General features: G+C 66.7%; 24 protein-coding genes. 9 read left to right on the forward strand and 15 right to left on the reverse strand.

Annotated elements, in window-relative coordinates:
• Positions 1 to 137: 137 nt before the first annotated feature.
• Entirely contained in the window at positions 138 to 425 is a 288-nt protein-coding gene (gene rpsF, locus QC765_RS08000; RefSeq protein ID WP_278313920.1) for a 30S ribosomal protein S6, read from the reverse strand.
• 177 nt (positions 426 to 602) lie between these two features.
• Here rpsF and QC765_RS08005 point away from each other — a divergent pair, with 177 nt between their 5' ends.
• Both QC765_RS08005 and QC765_RS08010 read left to right on the forward strand, forming a co-directional pair.
• The gene (locus QC765_RS08005) at positions 603 to 2,111 is read left to right on the forward strand and encodes a glycosyltransferase 87 family protein (RefSeq protein ID WP_373876705.1); all 1,509 of its coding nucleotides are present in this window, start codon (positions 603 to 605) and stop codon (positions 2,109 to 2,111) included.
• On the forward strand, positions 2,029 to 2,679 hold the full coding sequence (locus QC765_RS08010; RefSeq protein ID WP_278313922.1) for a response regulator: 651 nt from the start codon (positions 2,029 to 2,031) through the stop codon (positions 2,677 to 2,679). Before QC765_RS08005 ends, QC765_RS08010 begins: the two co-directional genes overlap by 83 nt.
• 52 nt (positions 2,680 to 2,731) lie before the next feature.
• Here the strand turns inward: QC765_RS08010 and QC765_RS08015 are convergent, their stop codons facing one another.
• Entirely contained in the window at positions 2,732 to 3,361 is a 630-nt protein-coding gene (locus QC765_RS08015) for a helix-turn-helix transcriptional regulator (protein WP_278313923.1), read from the reverse strand.
• A gap of 375 nt (positions 3,362 to 3,736) precedes the next feature.
• Here QC765_RS08015 and QC765_RS08020 point away from each other — a divergent pair, with 375 nt between their 5' ends.
• The gene (locus QC765_RS08020; RefSeq protein ID WP_278313924.1) at positions 3,737 to 4,582 is read left to right on the forward strand and encodes a hypothetical protein; all 846 of its coding nucleotides are present in this window, start codon (positions 3,737 to 3,739) and stop codon (positions 4,580 to 4,582) included.
• On the opposite strand, the gene QC765_RS08025 is transcribed toward QC765_RS08020, so the two are convergent.
• Genes QC765_RS08025 through QC765_RS08035 form a run of 3 tightly spaced genes read right to left on the reverse strand, consistent with a single transcriptional unit; the run spans position 4,579 to position 9,073 of the window.
• Positions 4,579 to 6,147 carry a glycosyltransferase family 87 protein gene (locus QC765_RS08025; protein ID WP_278313925.1) on the reverse strand — a complete coding sequence of 523 codons (1,569 nt, stop codon included), beginning with the start codon at positions 6,145 to 6,147 and terminating at the stop codon, positions 4,579 to 4,581. The two genes, QC765_RS08020 and QC765_RS08025, sit on opposite strands and share 4 nt — an antisense overlap.
• 18 nt (positions 6,148 to 6,165) lie before the next feature.
• The gene (locus tag QC765_RS08030; protein WP_278313926.1) at positions 6,166 to 8,616 is read right to left on the reverse strand and encodes a transglycosylase domain-containing protein; all 2,451 of its coding nucleotides are present in this window, start codon (positions 8,614 to 8,616) and stop codon (positions 6,166 to 6,168) included.
• Between the two features lie 37 nt (positions 8,617 to 8,653).
• Positions 8,654 to 9,073, reverse strand: coding sequence for a DUF5318 family protein (locus QC765_RS08035; RefSeq protein WP_278313927.1), 420 nt, complete (start codon positions 9,071 to 9,073; stop codon positions 8,654 to 8,656).
• A gap of 267 nt (positions 9,074 to 9,340) precedes the next feature.
• Between QC765_RS08035 and QC765_RS08040 the strand changes: the two genes are divergently transcribed.
• The 3 genes from QC765_RS08040 (at position 9,341) to QC765_RS08050 (ending at position 11,584) form a co-directional block, all read left to right on the forward strand.
• Entirely contained in the window at positions 9,341 to 9,931 is a 591-nt protein-coding gene (locus tag QC765_RS08040) for a PadR family transcriptional regulator (RefSeq protein ID WP_278313928.1), read from the forward strand.
• Entirely contained in the window at positions 9,924 to 11,009 is a 1,086-nt protein-coding gene (locus tag QC765_RS08045; RefSeq protein ID WP_278313929.1) for an inositol-3-phosphate synthase, read from the forward strand. Before QC765_RS08040 ends, QC765_RS08045 begins: the two co-directional genes overlap by 8 nt.
• Positions 11,010 to 11,182: 173 nt before the next feature.
• Positions 11,183 to 11,584, forward strand: coding sequence for a hypothetical protein (locus tag QC765_RS08050; RefSeq protein WP_278313930.1), 402 nt, complete (start codon positions 11,183 to 11,185; stop codon positions 11,582 to 11,584).
• Positions 11,585 to 11,594: 10 nt separating this feature from the next.
• Here QC765_RS08050 and QC765_RS08055 read toward each other — a convergent pair whose 3' ends face one another.
• The gene (locus QC765_RS08055) at positions 11,595 to 13,583 is read right to left on the reverse strand and encodes a cation:proton antiporter (protein ID WP_278313931.1); all 1,989 of its coding nucleotides are present in this window, start codon (positions 13,581 to 13,583) and stop codon (positions 11,595 to 11,597) included.
• Positions 13,584 to 13,758: 175 nt separating this feature from the next.
• Between QC765_RS08055 and QC765_RS08060 the strand changes: the two genes are divergently transcribed.
• A complete protein-coding gene (locus QC765_RS08060) occupies positions 13,759 to 14,988 on the forward strand; it encodes an MFS transporter (protein ID WP_278313932.1) in 1,230 nt (409 codons plus the stop codon).
• A 53-nt stretch (positions 14,989 to 15,041) separates the two neighbouring features.
• Positions 15,042 to 15,818: an LLM class F420-dependent oxidoreductase gene (locus tag QC765_RS08065; RefSeq protein WP_278313933.1), complete on the forward strand. Its 777-nt coding sequence runs from the start codon at positions 15,042 to 15,044 to the stop codon at positions 15,816 to 15,818.
• Positions 15,819 to 15,931: 113 nt separating this feature from the next.
• Here the strand turns inward: QC765_RS08065 and QC765_RS08070 are convergent, their stop codons facing one another.
• The 5 genes from QC765_RS08070 to QC765_RS08090 form a co-directional block, all read right to left on the reverse strand.
• Positions 15,932 to 16,717: an alpha/beta fold hydrolase gene (locus QC765_RS08070; protein WP_278313934.1), complete on the reverse strand. Its 786-nt coding sequence runs from the start codon at positions 16,715 to 16,717 to the stop codon at positions 15,932 to 15,934.
• Positions 16,718 to 16,730: 13 nt separating this feature from the next.
• Positions 16,731 to 16,949: a hypothetical protein gene (locus tag QC765_RS08075; RefSeq protein WP_278313935.1), complete on the reverse strand. Its 219-nt coding sequence runs from the start codon at positions 16,947 to 16,949 to the stop codon at positions 16,731 to 16,733.
• Positions 16,949 to 17,806 (reverse strand): carbohydrate ABC transporter permease, encoded by an 858-nt coding sequence (locus QC765_RS08080; RefSeq protein ID WP_278314050.1) that lies wholly within the window; start codon positions 17,804 to 17,806, stop codon positions 16,949 to 16,951. Before QC765_RS08080 ends, QC765_RS08075 begins: the two co-directional genes overlap by 1 nt.
• 23 nt (positions 17,807 to 17,829) lie before the next feature.
• The gene (locus tag QC765_RS08085) at positions 17,830 to 18,822 is read right to left on the reverse strand and encodes a carbohydrate ABC transporter permease (RefSeq protein ID WP_373876711.1); all 993 of its coding nucleotides are present in this window, start codon (positions 18,820 to 18,822) and stop codon (positions 17,830 to 17,832) included.
• Positions 18,823 to 18,893: 71 nt separating this feature from the next.
• Complete coding sequence (locus QC765_RS08090; RefSeq protein ID WP_278313936.1) at positions 18,894 to 20,153, reverse strand: ABC transporter substrate-binding protein; 1,260 nt, start codon at positions 20,151 to 20,153, stop codon at positions 18,894 to 18,896.
• A 380-nt stretch (positions 20,154 to 20,533) separates the two neighbouring features.
• On the opposite strand from QC765_RS08090, the gene QC765_RS08095 reads away from it, so the two are divergent.
• Positions 20,534 to 22,609, forward strand: a complete 2,076-nt coding sequence (locus tag QC765_RS08095; RefSeq protein ID WP_373876706.1) for a PhoX family protein — start codon at positions 20,534 to 20,536, stop codon at positions 22,607 to 22,609.
• Between the two features lie 112 nt (positions 22,610 to 22,721).
• On the opposite strand, the gene QC765_RS08100 is transcribed toward QC765_RS08095, so the two are convergent.
• The 4 genes from QC765_RS08100 to QC765_RS08115 all read right to left on the reverse strand — a co-directional run bounded on the left by QC765_RS08100 (position 22,722) and on the right by QC765_RS08115 (position 26,858).
• Positions 22,722 to 23,078, reverse strand: coding sequence for a hypothetical protein (locus QC765_RS08100; protein WP_278313937.1), 357 nt, complete (start codon positions 23,076 to 23,078; stop codon positions 22,722 to 22,724).
• Positions 23,079 to 23,205: 127 nt separating this feature from the next.
• Positions 23,206 to 24,849, reverse strand: a complete 1,644-nt coding sequence (locus tag QC765_RS08105; protein WP_278313938.1) for a flavin monoamine oxidase family protein — start codon at positions 24,847 to 24,849, stop codon at positions 23,206 to 23,208.
• Entirely contained in the window at positions 24,846 to 25,607 is a 762-nt protein-coding gene (locus tag QC765_RS08110; protein WP_278313939.1) for a nitrilase-related carbon-nitrogen hydrolase, read from the reverse strand. Before QC765_RS08110 ends, QC765_RS08105 begins: the two co-directional genes overlap by 4 nt.
• A gap of 12 nt (positions 25,608 to 25,619) precedes the next feature.
• Positions 25,620 to 26,858 (reverse strand): heparan-alpha-glucosaminide N-acetyltransferase domain-containing protein, encoded by a 1,239-nt coding sequence (locus tag QC765_RS08115; protein WP_278313940.1) that lies wholly within the window; start codon positions 26,856 to 26,858, stop codon positions 25,620 to 25,622.
• Between the last annotated feature and the right edge of the window lie 62 nt (positions 26,859 to 26,920).

The following is a 26,920-nucleotide window of genomic DNA, read 5'->3' on the forward strand; positions in this document are numbered from 1 at the left end:
GATGTATGGCCAGGATCAGCGACATGCCCTGGGGCTTGCCGATGTCGTGACCTATCCGGGCTTCATGGGATGCGCCGCGGGAGCCGCACATGCATGGTTACCCGCGACCCCTGACAATTCACGCGCTCGAGGCTTGCTCAGCGGCCGAGCCGGAGAACCTTGGTGCGCAGCACGGACTCATTGAGGCCGAGCTGGCGGTCAAGCTCCGCGACGGTGCTGGGCTCAGCAGTCACGTTGACGACGGCATAGATGCCCTCGCCGAGCTTGTTGATCTCGTAGGCGAGCCGACGCTTGCCCCAGATGTCGATGTTATCGACCGTGCCACCACCCTGGCGGATCACATTGAGGAAAGTATCGAGCGAAGGAGCAACGGTGCGCTCGTCCAGACGCGGATCGAGGATCACCATCATTTCGTATTGACGCACGGGACCTCATCACCTCCCATGGGCTTCAACGGCCACGGACGGTCCGTGGCAGGAGGGTTGTTACGTCAGTAACCTCAGCAAACTACCAGTTCGCACCAGCAGAAGCTAATTGCTAGCGCCAACACGAAACCGGTCCCCGGGCAGTCGTGCCCGCAGCAAGCCGGCTTTTCCGCAACAATGTCCACGATGCCTGTTCTCGCGCGCCGCTACCTCGCTCCCGCCCTGGTCCTCCTCGTGGCGGCCATCGCGCTCCTTCTCGCCTACGCGAACAAAGCGCGCTGCACCGGCCCGGTCTTCGATGCCGCGGGTCGCAGCGCGAACTTCGACGTCCTCAAGAACCAGGCCGTGTGCTATTCCGACATCCAGTTGCTCTGGCTCGGCCGAGGCATCGAGTCCAAGGTCTTCCCCTACATCCACGGCAGCATCACGCCGGACGGCTTTCTCTTCAACGGCACCGTCGAGTATCCCGTCCTCTCGGGGCTGCTGATGTGGCTCGGTGCGCTCCCAGCGAGCAACGATGCCAGCTTCCTGCTGTGGTCCAGCATCATCCTGGCACCGTTCGGGCTGGCCACCGCGTGGCTGCTCGCCCGGCTGGCGGGCTGGCGGGCCCTGCTGTTCGCCGCGGCACCGGCCCTCGTGATGTATGGGTTCCACAACTGGGATCTTGCTGTCGTCCTCACCGCGGTGGCGGCGGTGTACATCGTGGTCCGCTGCCAGGGGTGGGGCACCCGCAAGCGCGCGCTGGTGGCCGCCGTGATCCTTGCGGTGGGCTTCTGCGTGAAGATCTATCCCGGCTTCTTCGTCGCCCCCCTGCTCCTGTGGGCGCTGACGGGCGGGGATGATCCGCGGCGGCGATGGGACGTGCCGGGCGCCGCGGGCGTGGCAGGCGTGGCAACTCTCGTGGTGGTAGCGATCAATGCGCCGTTCGCCGTGCTGGGCTTCGAGGGGTGGCGGGCATCGTTCGAGTTCCAGTCCCTGCGCACGGCTGATATCACGACCAACTCGATCTGGTACTGGGGCCTGCGCCCGCTGATCGGCGAGGGCGAGACCTATGACCTGATCGTGGGAACGGCCTCGCCCGCCCTGGCGCTGGCGAGCTTCGCCGCGGCGCTGGCGGCGGGATGGTGGATCCTGCGCCGGACCGGCGAGTACCCGTGGATCGCGGTGTCGGCGACCATGCTCTGCGGGTTCCTGCTGCTGCACAAGGTGCACTCGCCGCAGTTCATGCTGTGGCTGCTGCCATTCCTGGTGCTGCTTCGCGTGCCCTGGACGTTGATCGGCGCGTACGTGCTCGCTGATCTCGCGATCGGCATCGGCGTTTTCCGGTATTTCTATGACCTCGGCGCGGGGATCGATCCCGCGGGCGGCTCGCTGTGGGTGGTGCAGGTCGGAGTGTGGGGCCGGGCGGCCGGGCTCGTGCTCCTCGCGGGGGCGTTTCTCGTGGCCCGGCCAGCATGGTCGCGTTCCGATACGGTGACGGGTGCCTCGCGCTACGATGACCGGGCACTCCGGCAAACCGGGCAGCCCGCCGGGACCCGAGAACCGCGAGATCGACCAAGGGGGACGCGCCGCAATGCCTGTCGAGAACGAGCCAGCGACACCGATGCCGCTGCGCAGCATCGGCCTGATCGAGGATCACGAATCCGTGGCGATCGGGCTGGCGACGATCCTCGCCGAGGTACCTGACCTCGCGCTCGTGGTCACCGTCAGCACGGTGCAGGACCTTCTCCCGCGGATCGACGAGGTGGATCTGGTGGTGCTGGATCTGCGGCTCGGCGATGGCTCGTCCCCGATGAGCAACGTCACGAGGCTGCGCGAGCATGGCAAGCCGGTGCTCGCGTTCACGGGCGCGGAGAATCCCTACCTGGTGCGCTCCGCTGCCCGGGCCGGGGTTCTCGGTGTGGTGCGCAAGTCCGAGCCGGCTCATGCGGTCGTCGAGGCGATGCGCATGGCAGCGGCCGGGCAGCAGGTGGTCACTACTGATTGGGCAGCAGCGATCGATGGCGATCCGCAATTGCCGGATGTCGGACTGAGCCCGCGCCAGCAGGAGGTGCTCGCGTTGTATGCCTCTGGGGAGAAGGCGGCCCGCGTGGCGCACCTGACAGGGCTGGCCGAGCAGACCGTGCACGACTACCTGGGTCGGATACGCCAGAAGTACTCCGAGGCAGGACGGCCCGCTCCCACCAAGACGGACCTGTTCAAGCGTGCTGTGGAGGACGGATGGCTGCCGATCCCCGAGCATCGGGAACCCTGACTGCGGACGCGCCACGCGGTCCGTCGGCCTCCGGCGAAGCCATGGGCGCGCGCTAGCCCACCGCGAGGAGATTGTCGGTGCTTGCACCGCGGCTGCACGGGCAGGGGATGAGCCCATCCTCGAGAGCGCATCGAAGCAGCCCGATCTTGCCCTCCGCTCCACGGCCTGCTGCGACGTACTTCGCGCGGGCACGGTCGAGGTGCGTCGAAACCGTAGTGGGAGCCACTCCAAGCTCCTCGGCGACCTGCCGCACTGTCATGCCGAGCGCGTAGTGGATGACGGCAGCACGCTCGCGGGCAGACAGTCCGGGCCTGTGGCGCGGCTGAGCGGGGTGCGATGCCCCAATGAGCTCGATGATGGTGTTGACGAAGGTCGCGCGATCGATGTCGCTCGGCAGCCAGCGCGCTGCGGGAAACCTGGCGATCGTTGCTGGGTCTGGCTGGCCGAGTATGAGGTGCCGGGGCGCGGCCGCTGCCACCCTCGTGAAGATGTCAGGATTCCGAAATGCCTCGGGGGGCCGGATGACGATCAGGTCGTAGCGACATGCCGGTTCCAGGCTGATCTGGGTCGTCGCGTGGAATCCCTGCGCGGCGAGTAGCGCGCAGACGGCATCATCGATGAAATCTCCGCGCCCGGCGATGGCAATTCGCCCGCGGGATTTGCTGAGTTCGTCCGTGAACAAAGAACGCACCTTTCGACAACCTAGACGCTTCGCGGTAGCGAATGACAAATTAACCTATCGGCACACGGAGCATCGAGAAAGAAAATGATCTTGTCGTGCCTCGAAATATCAACCGGCGTACCTATATTGAACGGCCGCGATCGTGGTAGCGCAATACCCTAGATGCATTGTCATTTGAATGACCTACACGCCCCGCAGGGAGCGATGCACTGCCCGCGGCCGTCGCCAGGGATGCGCCATCGGGGGCCAGAAAGGCCCTGCAACGCGCGCGTCTCGTTTCGGAAGCGCACCATCGGGGTAGAGGAGATGAATCAACTCGCTTCAGCAATGCTGCTGATAGTGTGACCTATAACACATCTCAAGGTGGAGGATGTCGTGCAGCAAGAGAATTCGCCGCCGATCCAGCGACGCAGCCTTTTTGCATGCGCGATCACCGCCGTTCTCGCCACGATCCTCGCCGCTTCGCCCGTTCCCGCCCTCGCGGGACCAAGCGAAGCCCCCCGCCAGGCCAGTCCACGCCAGGGCGCGAACGTCCACTGCGACGCAGATCTCACTGTGAGCCCCGCCACGATGCGCGAACCAGTCCTGCTCGTGCCACCGACGGAAAAAACCATTCCGAGCGACCATCCTCTCATCGCCGAGCTCATCAATTCCGGGCACACCACGTGCATTCTCGCGATCCCGCGAACGGACGCCGCCAGCCCTTCCCGAGCGAGCCAGCACGTATTCGACACCCTGCGCGCAATGATCGAGATCCACAGCGACAAGATCAGCGTGGTCACTATCGGATCAGGAGCCCTGCCCAGCATTCTCGCGATCGGCAAGTGGCCAGCCGCAGCACATGTCATCAAGGATCTCGTGGCGATATCCCCGGATCTTGATCCCCGGAACCGGACGACATTGAGCAATGCCCGGTCCACCGGCCTCGAGACGACCTTCATCGTCAGCGGCACCGATGCGGTAGGCCTGGCGCACACCGTCGACGATCTCCTGCCCCATCCGGAGTCGCCGCTAAGGATTGTTCGCACCCAGGATGTGTGCGGGCCCTACTCCCCCGAGGCACTGACCCTGCAGACCACCTGGGACACCTTCGTCAGGACTGGCCAGATCACCTTCCAGACCCTCGCCGCCGACCCGGTCGCCCAGCTCCTGGCCATCGATGCGCTCGCTAGCGACGGGCCGGCCGAGCCGCGGCGCGTGCCGCGCTCCTCATGCCCCTAGGTCTCGCTCGCCTGCCATGGCTGGAACCCGCGCGGGCGTAGCACGCGCGGCAGCCAGCGAGCAGGCGCATCGGGCGCATGGTCGAGCACCCCGCCCGCGGGATCGTCCCGGCCATGCAGGCGCACCCGGTCCTCCCCCGGGCGGTAGATCTGCCGGACCACCACGGCGCACACCACGAGCACCGCGATGTCGCGCAGCACGACCGTGGCGGTGAACCACTGCTCTGGCAATCCGTTGCTCCCGGTGCCGAGGTAGTAGTACATGCGCGGCACCCACACCAGCGCATCGATCGTCATCCAGGCCAGCAGCAGCCGGTAGCGGGGCACCGCGAGCACCGCGAGCGGCACGAGCCACAGCGAGAACTGGGGGCTCCACACCTTGTTGGTGATCAGGAACCCGACCACGAGCAGGAACATCAACTGCGTCACGCGTGGCCGCCGGGGAGCGGTGAGCGCGATGACCGCCACCGCGATGCACACCAGCAGGAAAGCGCCCAGCGAGACCGCGTTGAGGATCACCGGGCGCTCCCCCGCCGCTAGCACGCCGTCGAACCCCGGCCAGCCAGTGAACGACCTGACCACGTTGTAGATCGAATCGGGGTCCATGCCTCGCTCGTTGTTGAGCCGGAAGAACTCCAGCCACCCCTGCGGATAGAGCGCGAGCACCGGAACATTCACGGCCAGCCATGCCGCGATGGCAGCGACGAGCATCCGTGCCCAGTGCCCCAGCCGCCCGGTTCGCACGCAAAGCACGAGCAACGCGCCCACCAGGAACACAGGATAGAGCTTCGAGGCAGCTCCGATGCCGATGAGAAGGCCTGCCATGGTCGGTCGGCCACGGCTCCAGGCCAGGATGGCCAGCATGGTCAGCGCGGTGGCGATGGCATCGAAGTTGGTGAATGCATGCACGATGGCGATAGGAGAGATCGCGACGAGCACGGCATCCCACGGTCGGCGCCCAGCGAGCGCCAGGGTGCAGCGCACGGTGACCAGCCAGGCCACGGCGAGCCCGAGCGCGACGGCGTTGAAGTAGAGGACCACGGGGAGGGCGCCGGGCAGCCATCCCTGGCGCGCGCCCTCGGCCCATACGCTGGCCACCACTGCGGCAGCGTATTGGTACATGCCGGTCACGACGGGATACTCCATGTACCGGAGGCCTACCGTGCCGTCAGGGTCCTCCTGCTCCCAGGATGTCTTGTAGGGAAGCGCGAGCTCGTTGAGCCGGTGGGCGCCGTAGAGCGGAACGGTGTCGGAATAGCACAGCGCCACGTACTGGCGGCCATCGCGCCAATCGAGCACCTGGGCACCATCCGTGCCACCCGGGAATTGCTGGATGCACGCCGCCTTGCCGGTCCAGGCGAGAGCGAGGACAAGCACTGCGAGAGCGAGCACCACTCGGAGTGGTGTCCAGAATCGCGCGCCGCCGACGTGGGCGTGCTGGCCCGCGGGCCCTCCGATCGCGGTGCTCAGCTGGGCTGCCGCGGGGTGGGCGAGCGTGGGCCGGTCGCGTTGATCGGCGCCGAAGCCTGGTGGTGCGGCCGGGCGGGCGCCTGCTGTCTCAGGCACCCGCGCTCCTCGGGTCCACTATCCCGTGCCGGCCTCGGTGGCCAGGGCTGCTTGCTCATCCGTATCCGTGGAGTCCTCCATGGGCTCACGCGCGGCGGTGGTGAGCGGCTGGCCCGAGGCAGTCGTGGCGCCGTCGGGATCGCCAGCCGTTGCCGCTGCGGTGCCGGGCGCCTGGCTGCTCGCGGGATTGCGCCCGGAGACCGGCCCGCCCCCGACGCCGGGGTTCTGCTGCTGGCTGGTACCGCCCTGGCCGCCCTGCGTGGTGCCGCCCTGACCGGGCTCGCTACCCTCCCCCGCGCCGCCATTGCCGCCGGTTTCGTTCCCGCCATTGTTCTGGCCGCCATTGCCCTCGCCGCCGTTGTTCTGGCCGCTATTGCCACCGCCGGGGACGGGGACCTCGATCGTCAGGCCGGGAGCGATCGGGATGGAGACCTCCGTGGTCTCTGTACCCGTCTCTGTCTCGGTCTCTGTCTCGGTCTCCTCCTCCTCCTCGGTCGTGGAAGGCGGTACGTAGACGGGCACGCCCGATACTCCACCGATCGGATCGGGCTCGGGGAAGTCCTCCCAGGGGGTGTTGATGAGGGCACCATCCATGGTCTGCTTCCAGATCGTGGCGGGGAGCCCGGAGCCGTAGACCTGTCCGCCCCAGGACGTCAGGAGGGGCTCGCCATTATTGGTGCCGACCCACACCGCGGTGGACAGGGAGGGCGTGTAGCCGACCATCCAGGCATCGCGGTTGTTTCCGGTGTCGCCGAGCTGGGTGGTGCCCGTCTTCGAGGCGGACGGCTGGCCACCAGCGAGGGCGTTGCCGTTGGAGTAGGCGGCGATCGGTTCCATCGCAGAGGTGGCATTGTCGGCGACCGCCTCGCGCAGGCGCCGGTCGCCGTCGGGCTCGTCGCGCTCGAAGAGGAGCCGTCCCTCCGCGTCGACAACGCGCTCGACGAAGTACGGCTCGTGGTAGATGCCGGAAGCGGCGATCGTCGCGTACGCGGAGGCCATGTCGATGGGACGCACCTGGTACTGGCCGAGCACGATGCCGTTGTTGGGCGGATCGCCCTGCTCGGTGAGGACCTCGAAATCGAGCTCGGGGATCTCGCGCGGGATTCCGGCCTCGTGGGCCGCCTCCTTCACGTCACGCGGGCCGTTGTCCAGCGAGAGCATGACGCGGTAGAAGGACGTGTTCAATGACTGCTTGAGCGCCTCGGCCATGGAGCAGCGTCCGCAGCTCGCGTTGGCGACGTTGTTGATGGTGATCCCATTGAGGGTCAGCGGGCTGCTGTCGTAGGGCTGGGTGACCGGAATGCCTTGATCGAGCGCCGCGAGCATGGCGAAAACCTTGAACGTGGAGCCGGTCTGCAGCGGGGCGTGGCCGTAGTCGAAGCCTGCTCCGTCCTCGCCGCCGTAGTAGGCACGCACGGCGCCGGATCGGGGATCGATCGAGACGACCGCGGAGCGCAGGTTCTCGGGCTGCCCGGAAAGCGCGTTGTCCACGGCATTGACGGCCGCGTCCTGGGCGAGCGAATCGATGGTGGTGGTGATCTGCAGGCCCTGTGTGTTGAGCGTTGTCTCGTTGATGCCGAGCGAGCGCAGCTCACTGATGACACGCGTGCGGATCAACCCGTTGGGGCCCGGTGTGAGGTTCTCCTCGCCCACATCCTCGAGGGCCCGGTACTCGGGGTACTCGGCAGCTGCCCGCTCGGCGGGGCTGAGGGAGCCGATCTCCACCATGCCGTCGAGAACGTAGCCCCATCGTGTCTCGGCCTCCTCGCGATTGAGGGCAGGATCGAGGCGCGAGGGCTGCTGGACGACTGCTGCGAGGACAGCGCTCTCCTCGGGGGTGAGCTCGGAGACGTCCTTGCCGAAGTAGTAGTCCGAGGCCAGGGCGATGCCGTAGGCGCCGCGGCCGAAGTAGATAGTGTTCAGGTAGGCGAGGAGGATGTCGTCCTTCGCCCACTCGCGGGACATCTTCGTCGCGATGACAAGCTCGCGCAGCTTGCGGGTCAGCGTCCGCTCGGAGCCGACGAGGGCGTTCTTGACGTACTGCTGGGTAATGGTGGATCCACCGCCGGCGTTCTCGCTGCCCAGCAGGTTGTCGCGGACCGCGCGAGCAAGGCCGGAGACCGAGAACCCGGGGTTGGTGTAGAAGTTCCGGTCCTCGGCGGCGATGACGGCGTCGAGCATGTGCTGGGGGATCTCATCGATCGTGACCTCGGTGCGGTTGCCCTCGGCCGGAACGATGCGCGCGAGCTCGGTCTCGCCATCATCCATGTAGATGGTGGCAACCTGCTTGGTCGGGATGTCACCGGGCCTGGGCACGCTCGCCGCCATGTAGAACACCATGAACGTGGCGATCGGGACGATGATGATCAGGACGAGCGCTACCGCGAGGAGCCGCAGGGCCAGGCCGAGCCGGGACTTCTTGCGACGGGCTGCGCTGCCCCTCGATGAGGGCTTCTTCGACGAGCTCACTTCTGGACTCCCGTTCTAGCGGCGGCTCTTGGTGCGGCTATTCGCTCGCGGTGCGGGCCGATGGTCGCGGTTGCTTGCGGCGGGATCGGCGCGGCGGCGCCTCGCCCAGCACGTGGGATTGCACGAGATGGTTCCATCCACATGTCCGGCACACCTCCACGATATGGACCGTGAACTCTTCCTGCACCAGGGCGAGCCTCGCGATCTCCTCGTCGCTGCGTGCCGAGCCCGAGACCGTTCCGAGCCGATCACCGAACACCCACGATACGAGGGTGAGTTGTTCCTTACGGCAGATCGGGCAGACAACCTCGCTGGGGCGCCCATGGAACTTCGCTGCCCGCAGGAGGTAGGGGCTCGCATCGCAGGCAGCGGCGACTCCGGTCCTCCCCGCGTAGACGTCGGCGAGAACGGAGCGACGCTGGAGCGCGTAGTCCACGGTCTGCCGCTGCGATCGCACGAGTCCAGAGTACGTCGGCGCCCCGCGCGCCCTTCGGCCTGGTGGCCCTTTGCACGCCTAGCGCCCGGTGTGATGGGCAGCACCACGGGCCCCGGCCGGGACAGCCCTGGTAACGAGGCCATGGAGCGGTGATTGACACATCATGGCGCGAAGGTTATGCCGTGGCTAACAAATACGTGCATCGAATATATCGCTGCGATACAGTTGCCTTACGCATCGCTGCATTCGCAGCGGGATCGAACACACCGGGACCAGTGAGGGGGAGCCGTGCTCGAGCTTGCAGTGCTAGGCCTCCTCAAGGAGTCCCCCATGCACGGGTACGAGCTGCGCAAGCGCCTGACCGAGCTCCTCGGTCCGTTCCGCGCTTTCTCGTACGGCTCGCTGTACCCCGCTCTCCGCCGAATGCAAGCGGACGGCCTCATCGCTGAGGATCCCCTCAACGAGGGCCAGGGACTGCGTCGGCGAGCCCGGAAGGTCTACCAGGTCACCGAGGCGGGCCATGCCCGCTTCGATGAGCTCGTGGCGAACACCGGCCCGCAGAACTACAGCGACGACGGCTTCGGGGTCCACCTGGCGTTCTTCAATCGCACACCGGTCGACGCGCGGATCCGCATTCTCGAGGGCCGCCGCCGACAGGTCGAGGAACGCCGAGAGAGCCTCCGCGAGACCATCGCCCGCATGAGCGGGCATGACCGGTACACCCGGCAGCTCCACCAGCTCTCGCTCGAATCGAGCGAGCGCGAGGTCCGCTGGCTCAACGAGCTCATCTCCACCGAGACCAGCACCCCCCGGTCCCACAACTCGACAACGCCACCGAGCGAGCTTCACCAGACAGAAGGAGAACCCGACCATGGGTGAGAAAAAGGTACGCGTCGCCATAGCGGGTGTAGGCAACTGCGCCTCCTCGCTTGTGCAGGGCGTCGAATACTACAAGGACGCTGACGCCAACTCGATCGTCCCCGGACTGATGCACGTGCAGTTCGGCGAGTACCACATCAGTGATGTGGAGTTCGTCGCCGCGTTCGATGTCGATGCCAAGAAGGTCGGGTTCGACCTCTCCGAGGCCATCAACGCCAGCGAGAACAACACCATCAAGATCGCCGACGTGCCGCCCACCGGGATCACCGTCCAGCGCGGCCCCACCCTCGATGGCATCGGCAAGTACTACGCGGAGACCATCGAGCTCTCCGACGCCGAGTCCGTCGACGTGGTGCAGGCGCTCAAGGACACGAAGGCCGACGTCCTCGTCTCCTACCTGCCCGTGGGCTCCGAGGAAGCGGACAAGTTCTACGCGCAGTGCGCCATCGACGCTGGAGTAGCGTTCGTCAACGCCCTGCCCGTCTTCATCGCCTCCGACCCGGTCTGGGCGAAGAAGTTCGAGGACGCAGGGATCCCGATCGTCGGCGACGACATCAAGTCGCAGGTCGGTGCCACCATCACCCACCGCGTGATGGCAAAGCTCTTCGAGGACCGTGGCGTCGCGCTCGACCGCACCTACCAGCTCAACGTCGGCGGCAACATGGACTTCAAGAACATGCTCGAGCGCGAGCGCCTGGAGTCCAAGAAGGTGTCGAAGACGCAGGCCGTCACCTCGAACCTGAGCGGCTCGCTGTCCGGCAAGGTCCACGACCGCAACGTCCACATCGGCCCTTCGGACTACGTCGAGTGGCTCGATGACCGCAAGTGGGCGTACGTGCGCCTCGAGGGCCGCGCCTTCGGCGATGTGCCCATCAACCTCGAGTACAAGCTCGAGGTGTGGGACTCCCCCAACTCGGCCGGCATCATCATCGACGCCGTGCGGGCCGCGAAGATCGCCCTTGATCGCGGCGTGGGCGGGCCGGTCTTCTCGGCCTCGTCGTACCTGATGAAGAGCCCCCCGAAGCAGCTCGCCGACGATGTCGCGCGCGCCCAGCTCGAGGACTTCATCAACACCTGATGCAGCGCCAGCGCACGCTGGCCGCGCATGATCAGTGCCCCGGGACCTGCAAAGGCCTCGGGGCACTGCCGTTCCGGGGTCACTGAGATCCTGGCCAGCACCGATGTTTGGGACCGGACAGAGGGGGGCATTCCTTCTCTGACGCACACTATGAGCGCATGGGAAGGAGCATCATGAGCAACCACGCGCCACGCGACCGCAAGGACATCACCAGCGGGGATCCAATCGCTTCGACACCCGAGGATGCACGAGAGAACGTCGAGGCCGAGCGGCTCGCCGCAGACGACAGCACTGTGCCCGGCGAGGAGCAACCTGCCGTGGGCAGCACAGCGGACGACGGCGAGTCCACCTCGCAGCCTCCGGAGAGCGACGAGGCCGCGGATGATTCGGAGAAGAACGAGGACGACGAGGGCGAGGATGAGAAATCATCCCTGGGCCAGCCCAGCGTGATGCCAGGCACCAATGGCGCCGTAGCGGGAACAGCGTTCGAGCATCTCGTCGACGATGACGAAAAGGCCAACCGCAATCCAGCCGTCGCCAAGCAGCTGGAGAGCAATAGCGGGGACGACCGCTAGGCGCTCCCGCCTACTCCCCCGCTTGCTTTACCTCGGCTGATACGCGCTCTGCCGCCTCGTCGGCGACCTGTCGCGAGAGCACCCCGGAATCCGCCATGTGATGGAGTTCCTCGACGATGGCGATGAGGCTGAGGGCCTTGGCCTGCCGACGGCGCAGCACCCGCTCGTCGAGCGCGCTGCTGGTGCCCATGTCCTCGAGGGTCTCGCTGGCCCGCTGCTCCCAGTGGATGAAGAGATCATTGGCAGCGTCGACGTTAGCGACCTCGACGTTGGGGAGGGTCTTGAACAGCTCGAGCTCGTCTGCTGCCTTGTGCGCGGCGAGCCGGCGCGCGGAGATCTCGATGTAGCTCACCTCGTGCAGGTCCTCGCCGAGCGGGGGCGGTAGCTTGCCGAGGGACCAGCGATGCAGCCGCGCGTACCAGGGCAGGCGGGCACGGCGCGCATCGTCGATGCGCAGGCTTCCGCTGTCCACCTCCTCGATCTCGTCGTCGATCTCCTGCATGAGGGTGCGGGTGGCAATGGGCGGGAGGAGGCCAGCATCACTGAGGCTCTGGTAGGTCTCGCGCTCGATGTGCAGGCCACGCAGCATGAGCACGTTGACCTGTTCCTCCCCGCTGAGATCGGTGCGGTTGAGCTGGTCGCGGGCATCAGCCTCGGCGACATCGAGGTGGGCGGCGACGAGCTCATCGTGGAAGTTGAGGTCGTCGAGCTTGTCGCGGGCCGCGCGGACGCCGACCATGCGGCCGAGCGATTCGAGGTACTCGTCCGTGCGACTGGGCTTGTCGAGGCCGAGCGCGTGCACGACGAACGAGATCGTTGTGGCGTTGACCAGCAGCGTGGCAAGAACGACTCCACCGGTCATGGCGATGAACTCGTCGCGCCATTCGAGCTCGCCGGGCAGCGATAGCGCGAGCGCGAGCGCGACCCCTCCCCGCAGCCCGCCCCAGACGACGACGGCGGAATTGCGGTTACCGACCTTGGGGATCCGGGCGAGCCGCTCGAGTGTGATGACGACCGGGATGACTCCGAGGGGCCGGGAGATGAGCACCGCGGCGAGACCGATGAGGATCGCGAGGAGGTTCTCGCGGAGGACATCGAAGTCGAGAGCGATGCCGATGAAGAGGAATAGCAGCGCGTTGGCCATGTAGCCGAGCGATTCCCACAGCTCGCGGAGCAGGCCGCGGGCGGCGTGCTGGGCGCGGCTCTCGAGGAGGCCACCAACCGTGATGCCGGCGGCGACAGCGGCCATGACCCCGGACGCCTCAAGGATGGCCTCGGCGAAGACGAAGGAGCCATAGGCGACCGCGATGGACATGGCGGCCGCGGCAAGCCGATCAAGGAAGGGCAGCAGCATCACCGCGAGCGTGCCGACGACGGCTCCGGTGAGGATTCCGCCGACCACGACGATGACGAAGTCAAACATCCCGGCGCCGACCGAGAGCGTGCCGGTGACCGCGGCGACGGCAAGGATGTTGTAGAGCACGATGGCGACACCGTCATTGAGCAGGCTTTCCCCCTCGACGAGGGTGAGGAGCCGCTTGGGCACGCCGAGCTCGCGGAAGATCGCGACGACGGCGACGGGGTCCGTGGCGGAGATGAGGACGCCGAAGAGCAGCGCCGCGAGGATGGGCGTGCCGAGCAGCGCGGTGAGGCTGAGGCCGACCACTGTCGCGGAGATGACGAGCGCGGCGGAGGCGAGCGCGCTGATAGCGAGCAGGTTTCGCATGAACTCGCGGGTGGAGAGGCCAAGCGCTGCCTCGAAGATGAGGATCGGCAGGAACAGGTTGATGAGCAGTTCCTTGAACCCATCCCCGGAGAGGAAGTCGGCGACAACGAGGTCGGCGCCCATCTCGGTGGCGAGCAGCCCCGCGACAGCGAGGACGATGGTGAGCTGGATATGCGCTCGCCGGGTGACGAGGCTGATCAATACGGCCGCGCCGAGGAGGAGGGAGACCTCGAGAAGCGCGGTGGGAAGTTTCTCGACCAGCTCGTTGGGCATGGGCCACCTCGGGATGCGCCGTAGTTGATCTAACGGTGCTCCTCAAGATCATCCGGTGTCAATACCGGATATTCGGGGCGCGAGCCTATGGGGTTCGCCACATCGTATTTGCATAGTCTAACTATCTATTTAAGCTGAGGGGCATAGCACCCCATCGCGCTTCCAGGAGCAGCCCATGGCAACCACCACCGCACACGAGCACCCATCACTCTCCCAGGTCTTCCGCGCCCAGCCACTCCCCGTCTGGATCACCGCCTTCGCCGCCGTCATCGCGTTCATGGGCATCGGCCTCGTCGACCCCATCCTCACGTCGATCTCCGAGAGCCTTGGCGCCACCCCCGCGCAGACCACTCTCCTGTTCTCCTCCTACCTCGGTGTCCAGGTCATCGCCATGCTCCTCACCGGGGTAGCCGCCTACCGCTTCGGCCCCAAGCGCACCCTCGTCGCGGGGCTCGCCCTCATCGTGCTCGCCGCCGGGCTCTGCGCCGCGGCAAGCAGCATCGACCAGCTCGTTGCCCTCCGCGCCCTCTGGGGACTCGGCAACGCGCTCTTCATCGCTACAGCGCTGTCGATCATCGTGGGTGCCGCGTCCGGTGGGCAGCAAGGCGCCATCCTGCTCTACGAGGCAGCGCTCGGCATCGGGCTCTCCGTCGGCCCGCTCGTCGGCGCTGTCCTCGGCTCCCTCTCCTGGCGCGGCCCCTTCGCCGGCACCGCCATTCTCATGGGCGCTGCACTGATCATGAGCGCGCTCCTCCTCCCCCGCGATCACGGCGAGCGGACCCCCATCCGGCTCCGCGACCCCCTGCTCGCCCTCCGGGACCGGGCCCTGCTCTCCACGTCCATCGGCGCGGCCCTCTACACCGCGGGATTCTTCACCGTGCTCGCCTGGGTGCCCTTCATCCTCCACCGCGGCCCCTTCTTCATCGGCGCCATCTTCTTCGCCTGGGGCATCGCCGTCGCCCTCAGTGGCGTCATCCTCGCCCCCCGCCTCGCGCACCGGTTCGGCGAGCGGCACACCACCATCGGTGTGGTCCTGGTCTATGCGCTGCTGCTGCTCACCATCGCCGTCGGCAGCACACCCGTGATCATCGCCGCGGTGGTCCTTTCCGGCCTCGCTTCCGGCGTGCTCAACACCCTGTTCACCGGAATCGCCATGAGCACGACCAGCTCCCCGCGCGCAGTCGCCAGCGCCGGGTACAACTTCTGCCGCTGGGCAGGCGGAGCGATCGCCGCCACCCTGGTCGGCCACATCGCGATCTGGACCGGCACCGACCGGGCCCCCATGCTCGTCGCCGCCATCGCCTGCGTTGCCGCCGCCCTCGTTCTGGCATACCGGGAATCAGAAGTATGCGACCCCGATCCTCGGGAGGTGCCCGCGCTCGCCACAGTCGCCGGTGCCGACTAGGAAAAGCCGCCAGGGTGCTGCGCGATCGTGTGCCCGCTGCCACACTGGAAGCCATGCAGCGACCGATACGTATTGGTGTGCAGATCCAGCCGCAGCACGCGCCCGATTACGCGCTCATCCGCGATGCCGTGGTGCGCGTCGAGGATGCCGGTGCCGACGTGGTGTTCAACTGGGACCACTTCTTCCCGCTCTACGGCGACCCCGATGGGCCGCACTTCGAATGCTGGACCATGCTGGCCGCCTGGGCCGAGCAGACCGAGTCGATCGAGTTCGGCGCTCTGGTGACGTGCAACAGCTACCGCAACCCCGAGCTGCTCGCCGACATGGCCCGCACCGTCGATCACATCTCGGACGGGCGCCTCATCCTCGGCATCGGCTCCGGCTGGTTCGAGCGCGACTACACCGAGTACGGATACGACTTCGGCACCAAGGGCTCCCGCCTCAACGATCTCGCGGCAAGCCTGCCCCGCATCGAGCAACGCTTTGCCCAGCTCAACCCCGCGCCGACCCGGAATATCCCCGTGCTGATCGGCGGCGGCGGAGTGCGCAAGACCCTCCGTCTCGTCGCCAAGCACGCAAGCATCTGGCACTCCTTCGGCGATGCCGAGACCTTCGCCCACAAGTCCGGCGTGCTCGCCGAGCACTGCGCCGATGTGGGCCGGGATCCCGCCGAGATCGAGCGCTCCATCCAGCTTCCCGAGGACATCAGCGACGCCCGCGAGTTCGTCGACGCCGGTGCCACGCTGTTCACCATTCCGGTCAACGGCCCCGATTTTGACCTCACGCCCGTGATCAAGGCGGTCGCCTGGCGGGACAGCATCAACGGGTAGGTGCCCGACCAGAACCCGCGGCTGTGCAAGAAACGACAGGTTCGAGCACGGGAGCTGTCGTTTTTCGCACTCTCGCGGCCCGGGGGGGCGGAGAACGCTCGAGCCCGAGGACGCTAGCGCTCCGCGCTGCCCTCCAGCAGGATCCTGCTGATCTCGCGGGGATCGTCGATCATCGGCACATGCCCGGCCCAGGGCAGCACGATCAGCCGTGCCTCGGGGAAGACCTTCCGTACGCCAGCCATCTCGTAGATCGGCAGCATGAGGTCTCCCCCGCCCCACTCCACGAGGATCGGGATGGAGGGATCAACGGGCGGGGTGATGGTCCAGTCCGCGCCCTGGATCGCGTCGATCATGGTGTTGGTCTTCAGTGATTCCAGGTCCCGCGCCGCTTCCAGCGGGTTGATGCGCCAGGGCCTGCCGAAGAAGACCCCGAGCGCGGCGCTGCGGACAAGGGGGTTGCGCAGCGCCGGGGCGCCGACTGGGCCGAGCGCGCGGGCAACGGCGCGCAGTCCGAGGAAAGTCCGCGTCGCGCGCTGCTGGTCGAGATCGTTGACGAAGAACCCGCCGGGCGAGAGCGCGGTGGCGGAGGCCACGGCACCGCGCGCGGCCAGTTCCAGCGACAGCCATCCGCCGAGGGAGTTGCCCGCCACATGGACCTTCTCGCCGTCTGGCGCGACCGAGGGCAGGAAGTCCTCCACCGCATCCGCGAGGGTCTGCAGGATGCGGTCCGAGGCGGGGAGCTGCGGCGAATCGCCATGGCTCGGCAGGTCCACGGTGACCACGCGGCGCTCCCGGGCAAGGCGGTCCACCACTGGCTTCCAGGCGTGCCGGTTGTGGACGATTCCGTGCAGCAGCACCAGGGTGGGGCCGGAACCTGTGACGCGGTATGCGAGATCCATTTCTCGATTATCCCTATGTCCTGCTAGCACTCGACGCTGGGTCCGCGTGGCGCTGCCATTTCCGGTAGGTGATGAGGAACAGGGTGGCACAGACGAGGAGTACCAGGGACGGTCCGAGGCCGGTCTCGCCCTGGATGATCCCCGCGATAGCGCCCAGCAGGGCGATGGCTGTGAAGAATCCAGTGAAGCCGAGCAGGATCTCGAGGCGCTGGCGCAGGGCGACGGGATGCATCAGCTCTTGACTCCGCCCGAGGTGAGGCCGGAGACGATGCGCCGCTGGAAGATGAGCACCATGATGACGAGCGGGATGGTCACGAGGGTGCCGGCCGCCATGATCGCGGCATAGGGCTGCACGAAGGGATCGTCGCCTCCGAAGCGCGCGATCGCCACGGTGACAGGCTCGGTGGAGCGGTTGGAGAGCAGGCTGGCGAGGAGGAACTCGTTCCAGGTGATGATGAACGCGAGGATCGCCGAGGTGAACAAGGCAGGCGCGGCGAGCGGCAGGATGACGATGCGGAACGCTTGCGCTCGGGTGGCTCCGTCAACACGCGCTGCTTCCTCGAGCTCCCACGGCAGGTCACCGAAGAACGAGGTAAGGGTGTAGACGGTGAGGGGCAGCACGAAGGAGATGTTGGGGATGACCAGCGCCTGGTAGGTACCAATCCACTGGATGTCGGTGAAGAGCTGGAACAGCGGTGTCACCAGGGAGACCACGGGGAACATGGAGGCGCCGAGAATGACGCCCGTAACGATGTACTTCCCTCGGAATTCGAGCCGCGCCAGCGCGTAGGCGGTGAAGATGCCCAGTCCCAGCGCGATGAGCGTGGTCGCGGTGCCAATGATGAGGCTGTTGATGATCGCGCTGAGGAAGTCGTTGCCGCCCCTCGTCGAGAGCGCGTTGCGGAAGTTCTCGAGGGTGACGTGGGAGGGCCACGGCGTGGTGCTGAAGGTGAAGCGGAGGTCGCGGAAGGCGGTGACCATCATCCAATAGAACGGCGCGAGGCCCCATACGAGGATGAAGGCGACTCCGATGTAGGTGCGCAGGGCCTGTGATCGGCGGCGGCGGGTAGCCGTGGTTCGGGAGGACATGTCGGCCTGGCTGGTGCGTGGCATCATGCCCCCTTCCGCTGGGTTTCCTGAGTGCGGATTGCATTGGCGCCGAGCCATTTCACCATGATGAACGCGACCGCGAAGATCATGAGGAAGACCAGGGTGGATAGCGCTGAGGCACTGTTGAAGCTGCCTTGCCGGATATCGGCCACCACCAGGATGGATACGGTGGTCGTCGGCGAGGCACCACCGGCACCATGAAGGATGGCGGGCAGGTCGTACATGCGCAGGACGTCGAGGGTGCGGAAGAGCACCGCGACCATGAGGGCGGGCTTGACCAGCGGCAGCGTGATCTGGGTGAAGCGTTGCCAGGTGTTGGCGCCGTCCACCTTCGCGGCCTCGTAGACGTCCTTCGGGATCATTTGCAGGCCGGCAAGGATGAGCAGCGCCACGAAGGGGGTGGTCTTCCACACGTCGGCGATGATGACGGCGAAGCGGGCTGGCCACTCCTCGGTGAGCCAGCCGATGCGGCGGCCCAGGATCTGGTTAGCGATGCCCTGGTCGGCAAAGATGAAGAACCAGAGCTTCGCGGTGACCGCAGTGGGGATGGCCCATGGGATGAGCACGCTGGCCCGGAGCAAGGATCGGCCGGCGAAGGTCCGAGCCATGATGATGGCCATCCAGAAGCCCAGCACCACCTCGATCGTCACTGTGACGACGGCGAAGAAGAAGGTGATGCCGACCGATTCCCAGAAGTTGGAGCAGAGGGTTCCGGGCGGGCACGCGATCGTCTCGCCAAGGGAGTTGGTCGTCTGCTGCAGGATCCACTTCGTGTAATGCGCGAACCCCGCGAATCCACCATCGACGAAGCGTCCGGTCTCCTGGTCGAAGCCCTGGTCAGACTGGAAGGACAGATAGACAGCCCGGATCACGGGATAGGCGATGACAACCGCCAGGATCACCATGGTGGGGGCGATCAGGTATACCGGTCGCCAGTCCCGCTTCTTCCGTGCCGGTGACACCGGAGCAGGCTTGCTGCGTCGCGTGTCATCCAGCACGGGGCCGGGAACACTGTCCCCGGCCCCTGCTGATCGAGCCAATCCCGTGTCTCCTTGAGCGTCGGGGGTCAGCGACCCGCGGCGTCGATGGCGGCCTGCATGTTCGTGATCGCCTCGTCGACGGTCGCATCACCGTTGATCGCGGCGTAGGCGTTGTCGCGCACTGCCTTCGAGATCGCCTCGTAGAACGGCGTCACCGGGCGCGGCTTGGCGTTCTCGAGCGATTGCTTCAGCACCGGCAGGTACGGGTACTCCTCGGCGAGCTCGGAATCATCGTAGATGGAAGCGAGCACGGGCGGGAACGCGGCCTCCATGAACTGCCGCTGGCTCTCCTCGTTCTGGATGTAGGCGATGAAGTCACGCGCGGTGGCCTTGTTCTCGGAGAACACGTTGATGGCGTTGTTGTAGCCGCCGAGCGTCGAGGTACCGATGCCGTCCTCGCCGGGCAGCGGCGCGATGCCGAAGTTATCAGCGACCGCAGAATCCTCGGCAGCAGCGTTGGCATACATGTAGGGCCAGTTGCGGGCGTACATGGCGTCGCCGTCGACGAAGGTGAGGTTGGTCTCTTCCTCGGTGAAGCCGGTGGCGCGCTTGGGGATCACGCCGTTGTTGAACGCGTCGACGAGGGTCTGCAGGGCCGCGCGCACCTCGGGGGTGTCCACGGCCGGGGTCTGGCCATCGTCGCCGACGATATCGCCACCGAAGGCGTTGATCGCCTCGGAAACGTTGACGGTGAGACCCTCGTAGTTGCTGAACTGGCCCACGTAGCAGTCGATGCCGGCATCGAACGCGGCGCCGCAGGAGTCGGACAGCTCGGCCCACGTCGTGGGGGCCTCATCGACGAGGTCGGTGCGGTAGTACAGCAGCGCGCCGTTGGTGTTCTGCGGGCCGGCGTAGAGGGTGTCGCGGTAGGTGGCGCTCTCCACGGTGGCGGGCAGCAGTCCGGAGGTGTCGAGCTCGAGCTCGTCCTCGAGCGGCTGGGCCCAGCCGTTGGCGGCGAACTCAGCGGTCCACACCACATCGAGGGCCATCACGTCGTACTGGCCGTCCTGCGCCTGGAGGCTCTGGACGAGCGCGTTGCGCTGGTCGTCCGCGGAGCCGGGCAGCTCGGCGAAGGTTACTTCCTGGTCCGGGTTCTCGGCGTTCCAGCGCTCGATGACCTCAAGGACCACGGCGGCGTCGTTCTTGCCCATCGCGAAGGTGATGGGGCCACGCCCGTCGAGGTTCTGCTCCGCGGCCTGGTCCGCGCTCTGTGGATTGGAGCAACCGGTCAGCATCAATGCTCCGGCCGCTGCGGCGGCAAGTAGCGCGCGCGGGATGTAGGACATCTACCACTCCAGTTCTGCGACGCCCGATCAGCGGGGCGTGTTCCGTCACGTTCGTGTTGCTGGTGCCCACCGTCCACGGGGACCAGCACCGTCGGGAACAGTGTGCCTGTTCCGTGCGCGCAAACCTGGCATTTCGATCTCGAATCGGCGTCGATGCCGGTTGCGATTGCGACACGCGCCCCGTTCGCGACATAGGCCCGAATCGTCCTTGCACGCGTTCTGCCTGCTGTTCCAGAGTGTTCAGCTTGCTTCCAGCGATGCTTTGCCAGCGTTAGCCGAGCGTTCACCCTCCCCGTGCCTGGTGCTCACCTCGCGTCTCTAGCGTCCCCGAGGAGCAGCCCTCAGGAACGTCACGCCAGCCCCCGCCCCCAAGGAGACCCATGGTGAAGCTCCAGCCCTTGTCCCTCTTCGTCAAGCATGACGGCCAGTCCGCCCGCGCTCACGCCACCTGCGTCTACCGGTGCGGCGATGCGTGCTCCAAGGAGATCCCCAACACCTCGAGCAACGAGTACTTCGGCGATGTGGTGCGCGCGGCGGTGACCCGTCGCCGGGTGCTGCATGGTGGCGCGGTAGCCGCCCTCGGCATCGGCGCCAGCACCGTTCTTGCCGCTTGCGGAACCAGCGATTCGGCAACGGGAGCACAGGCCAGCGCCTCCCCCACCAGCGGCAATGGCAACGAGCTGCCGCCCCCGCCGCGCGGCCTGGACTTCGAGCCGGTCCCCCCGAACACCGAGGACGCGGTGCGCGTGCCCAGCGGCTATTCCAGCGATGTGGTGATCCGCTGGGGCGACCCCGTGCTCGACGGCGCGCCTGCCTGGGACTTCGCCAACCAGACGGCAGCGGCGCAGGAGCGGCAGTTCGGCTACAACAACGATTTTGCTGGCCTGCTGCCCATCGAGGGCTCCCCCAACGAGTTCTTGCTCGTGGTCAGCCACGAGTACACCAACGAGCCAGCGATGTTCCCCGGATACAACGAGGAGAACCCCACCGAGGAGCAGGTCCGCACCGCGTGGGCGGCGCACGGCATCTCGGTGGTCAAGGTCCGCGGCAACACCAGCGATGGACGGCTCGCGCCGGCGGGCTCGGAGTACAACCGGCGCCTCACCGCCACCTCCGACTTCCGGCTCGTCGGCCCCGCCGCGGGCAGCGACCTCGTTCGCACCAGCGCTGACCCATCGGGCACCACGGTTCGTGGCACGCTGAACAACTGCGCGGGCGGCGTCACCCCGTGGGGCACCATCCTCTCGGGCGAGGAGAACTTCAACCAGTACTTCGCCAACGCCGACCAGATCACCGAGGAGCCGGCGGCCACTCGTCTCGCCCGTTATGGCATGCCCGAGGGTGCCTCGCAGCGCGCCTGGGAACGCTTTGATTCGCGCTTCGATGTGACGAGCGAGCCCAACGAGCCCAATCGCTTCGGCTATGTCGTGGAGATCGACCCCTGGGATCCCGCCTCCACCCCGGTGAAGCACACCGCGATGGGCCGGTTCAAGCACGAGGGCGCCACGATCCACGTCACCGACGATGGATCGGTGATCGCCTACATGGGCGATGACGAGCGCTTTGACTACATCTACAAGTTCGTCTCTTCGAAGAAAATCCAGCAGGGCAACGGCGCCGCCGCGATGCGCCACAACATGACCATCCTCGACGAGGGCACGCTCTACGTCGCGCGCTTCGACGGCAACTCCCCCGCCAGCGAGTTCGACGGCTCCGGCGCGCTGCCCCAGGACGGCGCGTTCGACGGCACCGGCACCTGGGTCCCGCTGCTGCGCGCCACTGCCGACGGTGCCGAGTCGCTCGTCGACGGCTTCACCGCCGAGGAGGTCGCGGTGTTCACCCGCCTCGCCGCGGACGAGGCCGGCGCGACCAAGATGGACCGTCCCGAGGACATCGAGGCCAGCCCCCACACCGGCAAGGTGTACTGCGCCCTGACCAACAACAAGAACCGCGGCGTGGACGACTACGCCGGGGCGGACGAGGCGAACCCCCGCAACGAGAACAAGAACGGCCAGGTGCTCGAGATCACCGACGACCACACCGGCACGAGTCTTACCTGGAAGCTTCTCCTGGTGTGCGGCGATCCCGCGACCGCCGACACCTACTACGGCGGGTTCGACAAGGAACAGGTCTCCCCCATCTCGTGCCCCGACAACGTCGCGTTCGATCCGGACGGCAACCTATGGATCTCCACCGACGGCAACGCCCTTGGCGCGAACGACGGGCTGTTCTCCGTGGTGCTCGACGGCCCGCGGCGGGGCGAGACACGTCAGTTCCTGTCGGTGCCGGTCGGGGCGGAGACCTGCGGCCCGATCGTCACCGAGGATCGCTACATCGTGTGCGTGCAGCATCCCGGCGAGCTCGATGACGCGACGATCGAGAACCCTGCCTCGCACTGGCCCGAGGGCGGCGGCGCGCAGCCCCGCTCGGCAGTCGTGGTGGCCTGGAAGGACTAGCTGCTGCTCTAGCATCGCGGGTCGCGAGTGTGCGATCTACGACAGCTTCTCGCGCTGGAGCTGTCGTTCTTCGCACACTCGCCGGGCCCCCAAGACGCTGAGACTCCACAGACTATTGCGGTCCCCGCGTCTCCGTGGTGATCGTTTGGTGGATGGGCAGCCATCCGCTCTCCCCGAAGCACGTGGCGAACGAGGGCATGCCCACGGGCATCCAGGGCCCCTCCACCCGCACGGTGGTGAACCCGTGGCTGCTTCCCCCGAACTGCGGGAACACCTCGCGCACGCAGTCCATGACAAGCCGGTGCTCACCGAACCCCTCGAAGCACACCGACAAGCCCGCGACTCCCATCGGAAGCTGATTGCAATTCACCGGCTGGGCCGACGCCGTGGCCGCGCCACCTGCAAGCGCGGCCGCGGTGATCGCCGCGCCGCATGCACCGGTCGCGAGGGCACGCTGGATCCCCTTCATCAATAATCACACCTTCCGGGTGTCATCGAAACGCTGTCGCCCCCAGGCTTTCCGGGGACGGGTTGATCGTGGCACACCAGATGCTCCCTGCCGCCCGTGGTTGGCCGGACTGTGACCTGCTGCCCGGCTAGCTGCCAAGCACGAGGGGGGCGAGCTGATCGAAGACGTCGCCGGGGCCCGGGTTGCTCGGGTGGGTGCGGCCTCCTAGCTGGCGCTGCACGGCCCAGACCGCGTTGAGAGCTGTTGTGACCGCTCCCTCGGCCCACCCGGCGGTGAACGAGATGTCATCCCCGGCCAGGTAGATCCCGCGATGCTCCGGCGCCGTGCCGTCCTGCATGAAGTGCGTGAACAGCCGCTGCTGGTACCGGTAGTGGCCCGGAAGGTTGTTCTTGAAGGCACCCATGAAGTTGGGGTCGTTCTCCCAGGAGACCGTGATCGGCTCGCCGCGGATGTGGGAGGCGATGTCGACGCCTGGGTAGATGGCCTGCAGCGAGTGCAGCATGAGGCGCACCCGCTCGGGCGGATCGAGCGCCAGCCACTTGAGGGCGTCATCGTTCCAGGTGTAGCTCAGGCATATCGTGGCGGGACGGCCCGGCCCGTCCTCGAGGAGATACGTGGCGCGGGTGAGCCGATCGGTGAGGGTCATGCTCATCGCGTGCTGCCCCGTGCCTCGATCGATATCGCGCCAGAAGGGGCGATCGACCATCACGAACGTCTTGGAGGATTGCATGTAGTGGCTGCGTTCCATCGCGGACCACATGTCGTGATGGAACAGGCCCTCGTCGCAGTCGATGCGCACGGACAGCAGCCACGTCTGGCAGGTAACGACGACGGCCGCATAGGACGCTGTGTTGCCGAGCATGTCGGTGATGGCGATCTCGCCGTGCTCGTCGCGGTGGATGCGCCGTGCTCCCATCCGTGGACCTCCGGGATGCAGCGTCGCCACCGATGTTCCCGCTGGCCAGTGGGACGAGTGGTCAGAGGGAAGCTGCCAGATGGCTCGCGGGAGCGCGTCAGCGCCGGCGATGATGCGATGGTGCTCCTCGTCGGCACCGGTGAGGACGACGCGCAGCACCTCGAGGATGGAATTGGGGAAGTCGGTGTCCCATCCACCGGTGCCGAAGCCCACCTGGCCGAACATCTCCCGGTACCGGAACGGTCGGTCGGCGAACCCAGGTGAGCGGGCAAGAAACCCGTAGAAGGATTGGTCATCGAGCTCTGTCACCATTGGGTTCCACAGGTCCTTGATGGCCTGGTGATCGCGCTGCGCTATCGCCGCGCGCAGCGCGTCCCCGTTCGCGGCACGGAGGCATTGCTCCCAGCAACGCGATACCTCATGGAACAGAGGGGGCAGGTCCGCCGCGGTCCGGGCATAGTGCCGCGCTCCACCGAGCTCGATCACGGTGCTCGGTGTCGCGGGCGCGAGGGGGTTCGGGAAGGGCGCTGTGCGTAGCCCCGCTTGATCGATGTAGTGGAACAAGGCGCGGCTCGATCGGGGGAAGCGCATGGCACCAAGATCGGCGGGCGGGGCGTGCGCATCGGGAAACCGTGCGGTGCGCATCCGGCCACCGAGCGTCGCCGATTCGTAGACCACCGGGCGCGCGCCGAGCTTGAGCAACTCGTGGGCGCAGATGATTCCCGCGAGCCCGCCCCCGATGATGGCGACGGGCGTGCCGTGGGCATCGCGGGGCAGGCTGCCGAGCCCTGCCGGGTGATCCAGGTAGGTGTCGTAGGAGAACGGGAAGTCGGGCACCAGCATGGACATGCTCATGGCAAATCCTGCAGGTAGGTGTTGACCACTCGCCCCGCGCGAGCAGCGTTGATGTCGATGTCTTGCACGACGAGGTCGGGGTCTGCCCCCGCGAGAACCAGGGTGCCCAGCGGACCGGTGACCGTGCTGTGCCCGATGAACTCTGGCCGGGCATAGTTCGCATAGGCGATATGCAGCTGATTCTCGATCGACCGGGCGGGAACAAGCGTCACCGGCACCTGCTCGGACACCTGACCGGGCACTCCTTTGGTCAGGGCGGTGGGCACGCACAGGAGCTCGGCACCGGCACGGGCTGCCGCGCGAGCGGGCTCGGGGAACTCGATCTCGTAGCACAGCGCAAGACCGATTCGCGCGCCGGCAAGCTCCATTACTCCTGTGGGCTTCCGGCCCGGTTCGAAATTCGCTTGCTCTGCCGCGCCATAGAGGATCGTCTTGCGGTGATGAAGCAGGGCCGAGCCTCCAGCAAGCAATGTCACTGTGATGAATCTCTGCTGGTTGGCGACCTCGGGGGTAGACACCACCAGGGCAACCCCAGAATCCGCACTGATACGGGCGGCGGCCTCGCGGAGTCGCTCTCCCTCCGCAGCAAGGCTCGCGGCCCCCTCCGGCTTGTAGCGCGTGAGCATCAGCTCGGGCGTCACGAGGATGTCCGCATGCAGCTCGGCAGCGCGGTCAGCGAGCGAGCGCAGCATCGCGAGATTCAGCTCGAGGTCGTCGCTCAACGCCGACGCTGCTACCTGCGCGATCCCGACTCGCATGGAGCACCTCCCCTACCTATTGTCTGTGATCCGGCTCGTGACCGCGCGGGAACTCGCCGTCATCATGCGCTCCAGCGGTCCCCTGCCCGCCCAGCGTGACCATGCCATCGCGACCCCAACTGGCACCACCAGGAACAGGATGAACTGGGTCAGGTCCAGCGTCAGTACATCAAGCACCATCATCATGCCGAGAGCGAGGATGTGGCCGACATAGATGGTCAGCGGCATCCGGCCAACAGCTGCAATGGGCGCGCTCGCTCGCGGGGCCCAGCGTGCCACCAGCAGGGCCGAGCCGATGAGCAGTACCGCCACTCCCCCGCTGCCGACGATCTCGAAGGTCGTGCCCGAGTGCGGGTAGTCCACGAGCAGCCAACGCCAATCGGTCGGGTATACCGCGCCAAAGAAGCCCGTGCGCGCCACGTCCTCGAGCAGCTCGGCACCCTGGCCGGGGGCAAGCTCGTCCATTGACGTGATCAGAGCATCACGGGCACCCGCCATCATCGCGATCGCTGAGCTGCCGTATCCGATCACCGCCAGCACCAGGCCCGTGACCACGAGCCTCCAGCCGGCATCGCGGCGATCCACGCCCCATCGCCCCACTGACAGCCCCAGCAGGAGGAACGGAACCCACGTCAGGACGGGATACGTGCCGTCGATGAACGTCATGCGCAGTCCTGCGAGCAATGATGCGGGATCAAGCAGATCGAGCGCGGTCAATGTTCCGCCGATCGTGTCGGTCTGGGGCAGCACGTGGGCGCGCAGCACGAACGATGCGATCGGCGCGATGATGGCCCACGCGAGCGCGGTCCCGGCGAGGCGCTGCCAGCTCCACGCCAGCACGGGCAGGGCCAGGACAAACAACACCGCGTAGGTGACCAGGATGACCAGGACGTGGCTCGGCACGACTGCGAGCAGCATGCCAAGAACCAGGAGAATGGCACCGCGCACCGCGATCGACACCCTATCCACGCCTAGCCGCGCCCCGACGTGGACTCTCTCCCCGCCCGAGAGCAGCGCGAGCGACACGCCAGCGAGAACCGCGAACAAGATCGACGACCTGCCGCTGAAAACTGCGTTCACCCCGGGGCTGACCGCGAGCATGCCCGTGTGCACAACGATCATGCCCAGCACTGCGATCCCGCGCGCGAGGTCGATCCCGGTCAGGCGACGGGTGGTACTGCCCACCCTCCCGGCCGGGATAGTGGGTCCTGGAACGCTCATGCGGGGCTCGGCATCTTGGTTGCGTGGCATGATCACAACGCTAGGGAAAGCTAGGCCGGGACTCATCGGACCACGGTCGTAATCCTGTATCA

The organism is Hoyosella levis, assembly GCF_026008515.1.
Lineage (GTDB): Bacteria > Actinomycetota > Actinomycetes > Mycobacteriales > Mycobacteriaceae > Lolliginicoccus > Lolliginicoccus levis.

Bases quoted from the DNA above. Each gene is read 5' to 3' on its own strand.
- QC765_RS08005 (WP_373876705.1), top strand. From the start codon at position 603: ATGTCCACGATGCCTGTTCTCGCGCGCCGCTACCTCGCTCCCGCCCTG.
- QC765_RS08010 (WP_278313922.1), top strand. From the start codon at position 2,029: ATGCCGCTGCGCAGCATCGGCCTGATCGAGGATCACGAATCCGTGGCG.
- QC765_RS08045 (WP_278313929.1), top strand. From the start codon at position 9,924: ATGGGTGAGAAAAAGGTACGCGTCGCCATAGCGGGTGTAGGCAACTGC.
- QC765_RS08050 (WP_278313930.1), top strand. From the start codon at position 11,183: ATGAGCAACCACGCGCCACGCGACCGCAAGGACATCACCAGCGGGGAT.
- QC765_RS08055 (WP_278313931.1), bottom strand. From the start codon at position 13,583: ATGCCCAACGAGCTGGTCGAGAAACTTCCCACCGCGCTTCTCGAGGTC.
- QC765_RS08060 (WP_278313932.1), top strand. From the start codon at position 13,759: ATGGCAACCACCACCGCACACGAGCACCCATCACTCTCCCAGGTCTTC.
- QC765_RS08065 (WP_278313933.1), top strand. From the start codon at position 15,042: ATGCAGCGACCGATACGTATTGGTGTGCAGATCCAGCCGCAGCACGCG.
- QC765_RS08070 (WP_278313934.1), bottom strand. From the start codon at position 16,717: ATGGATCTCGCATACCGCGTCACAGGTTCCGGCCCCACCCTGGTGCTG.
- QC765_RS08075 (WP_278313935.1), bottom strand. From the start codon at position 16,949: ATGCATCCCGTCGCCCTGCGCCAGCGCCTCGAGATCCTGCTCGGCTTC.
- QC765_RS08080 (WP_278314050.1), bottom strand. From the start codon at position 17,806: ATGTCCTCCCGAACCACGGCTACCCGCCGCCGCCGATCACAGGCCCTG.
- QC765_RS08090 (WP_278313936.1), bottom strand. From the start codon at position 20,153: ATGTCCTACATCCCGCGCGCGCTACTTGCCGCCGCAGCGGCCGGAGCA.
- QC765_RS08095 (WP_373876706.1), top strand. From the start codon at position 20,534: ATGGTGAAGCTCCAGCCCTTGTCCCTCTTCGTCAAGCATGACGGCCAG.
- QC765_RS08100 (WP_278313937.1), bottom strand. From the start codon at position 23,078: ATGAAGGGGATCCAGCGTGCCCTCGCGACCGGTGCATGCGGCGCGGCG.
- QC765_RS08105 (WP_278313938.1), bottom strand. From the start codon at position 24,849: ATGAGCATGTCCATGCTGGTGCCCGACTTCCCGTTCTCCTACGACACC.
- QC765_RS08110 (WP_278313939.1), bottom strand. From the start codon at position 25,607: ATGCGAGTCGGGATCGCGCAGGTAGCAGCGTCGGCGTTGAGCGACGAC.
- QC765_RS08115 (WP_278313940.1), bottom strand. From the start codon at position 26,858: ATGCCACGCAACCAAGATGCCGAGCCCCGCATGAGCGTTCCAGGACCC.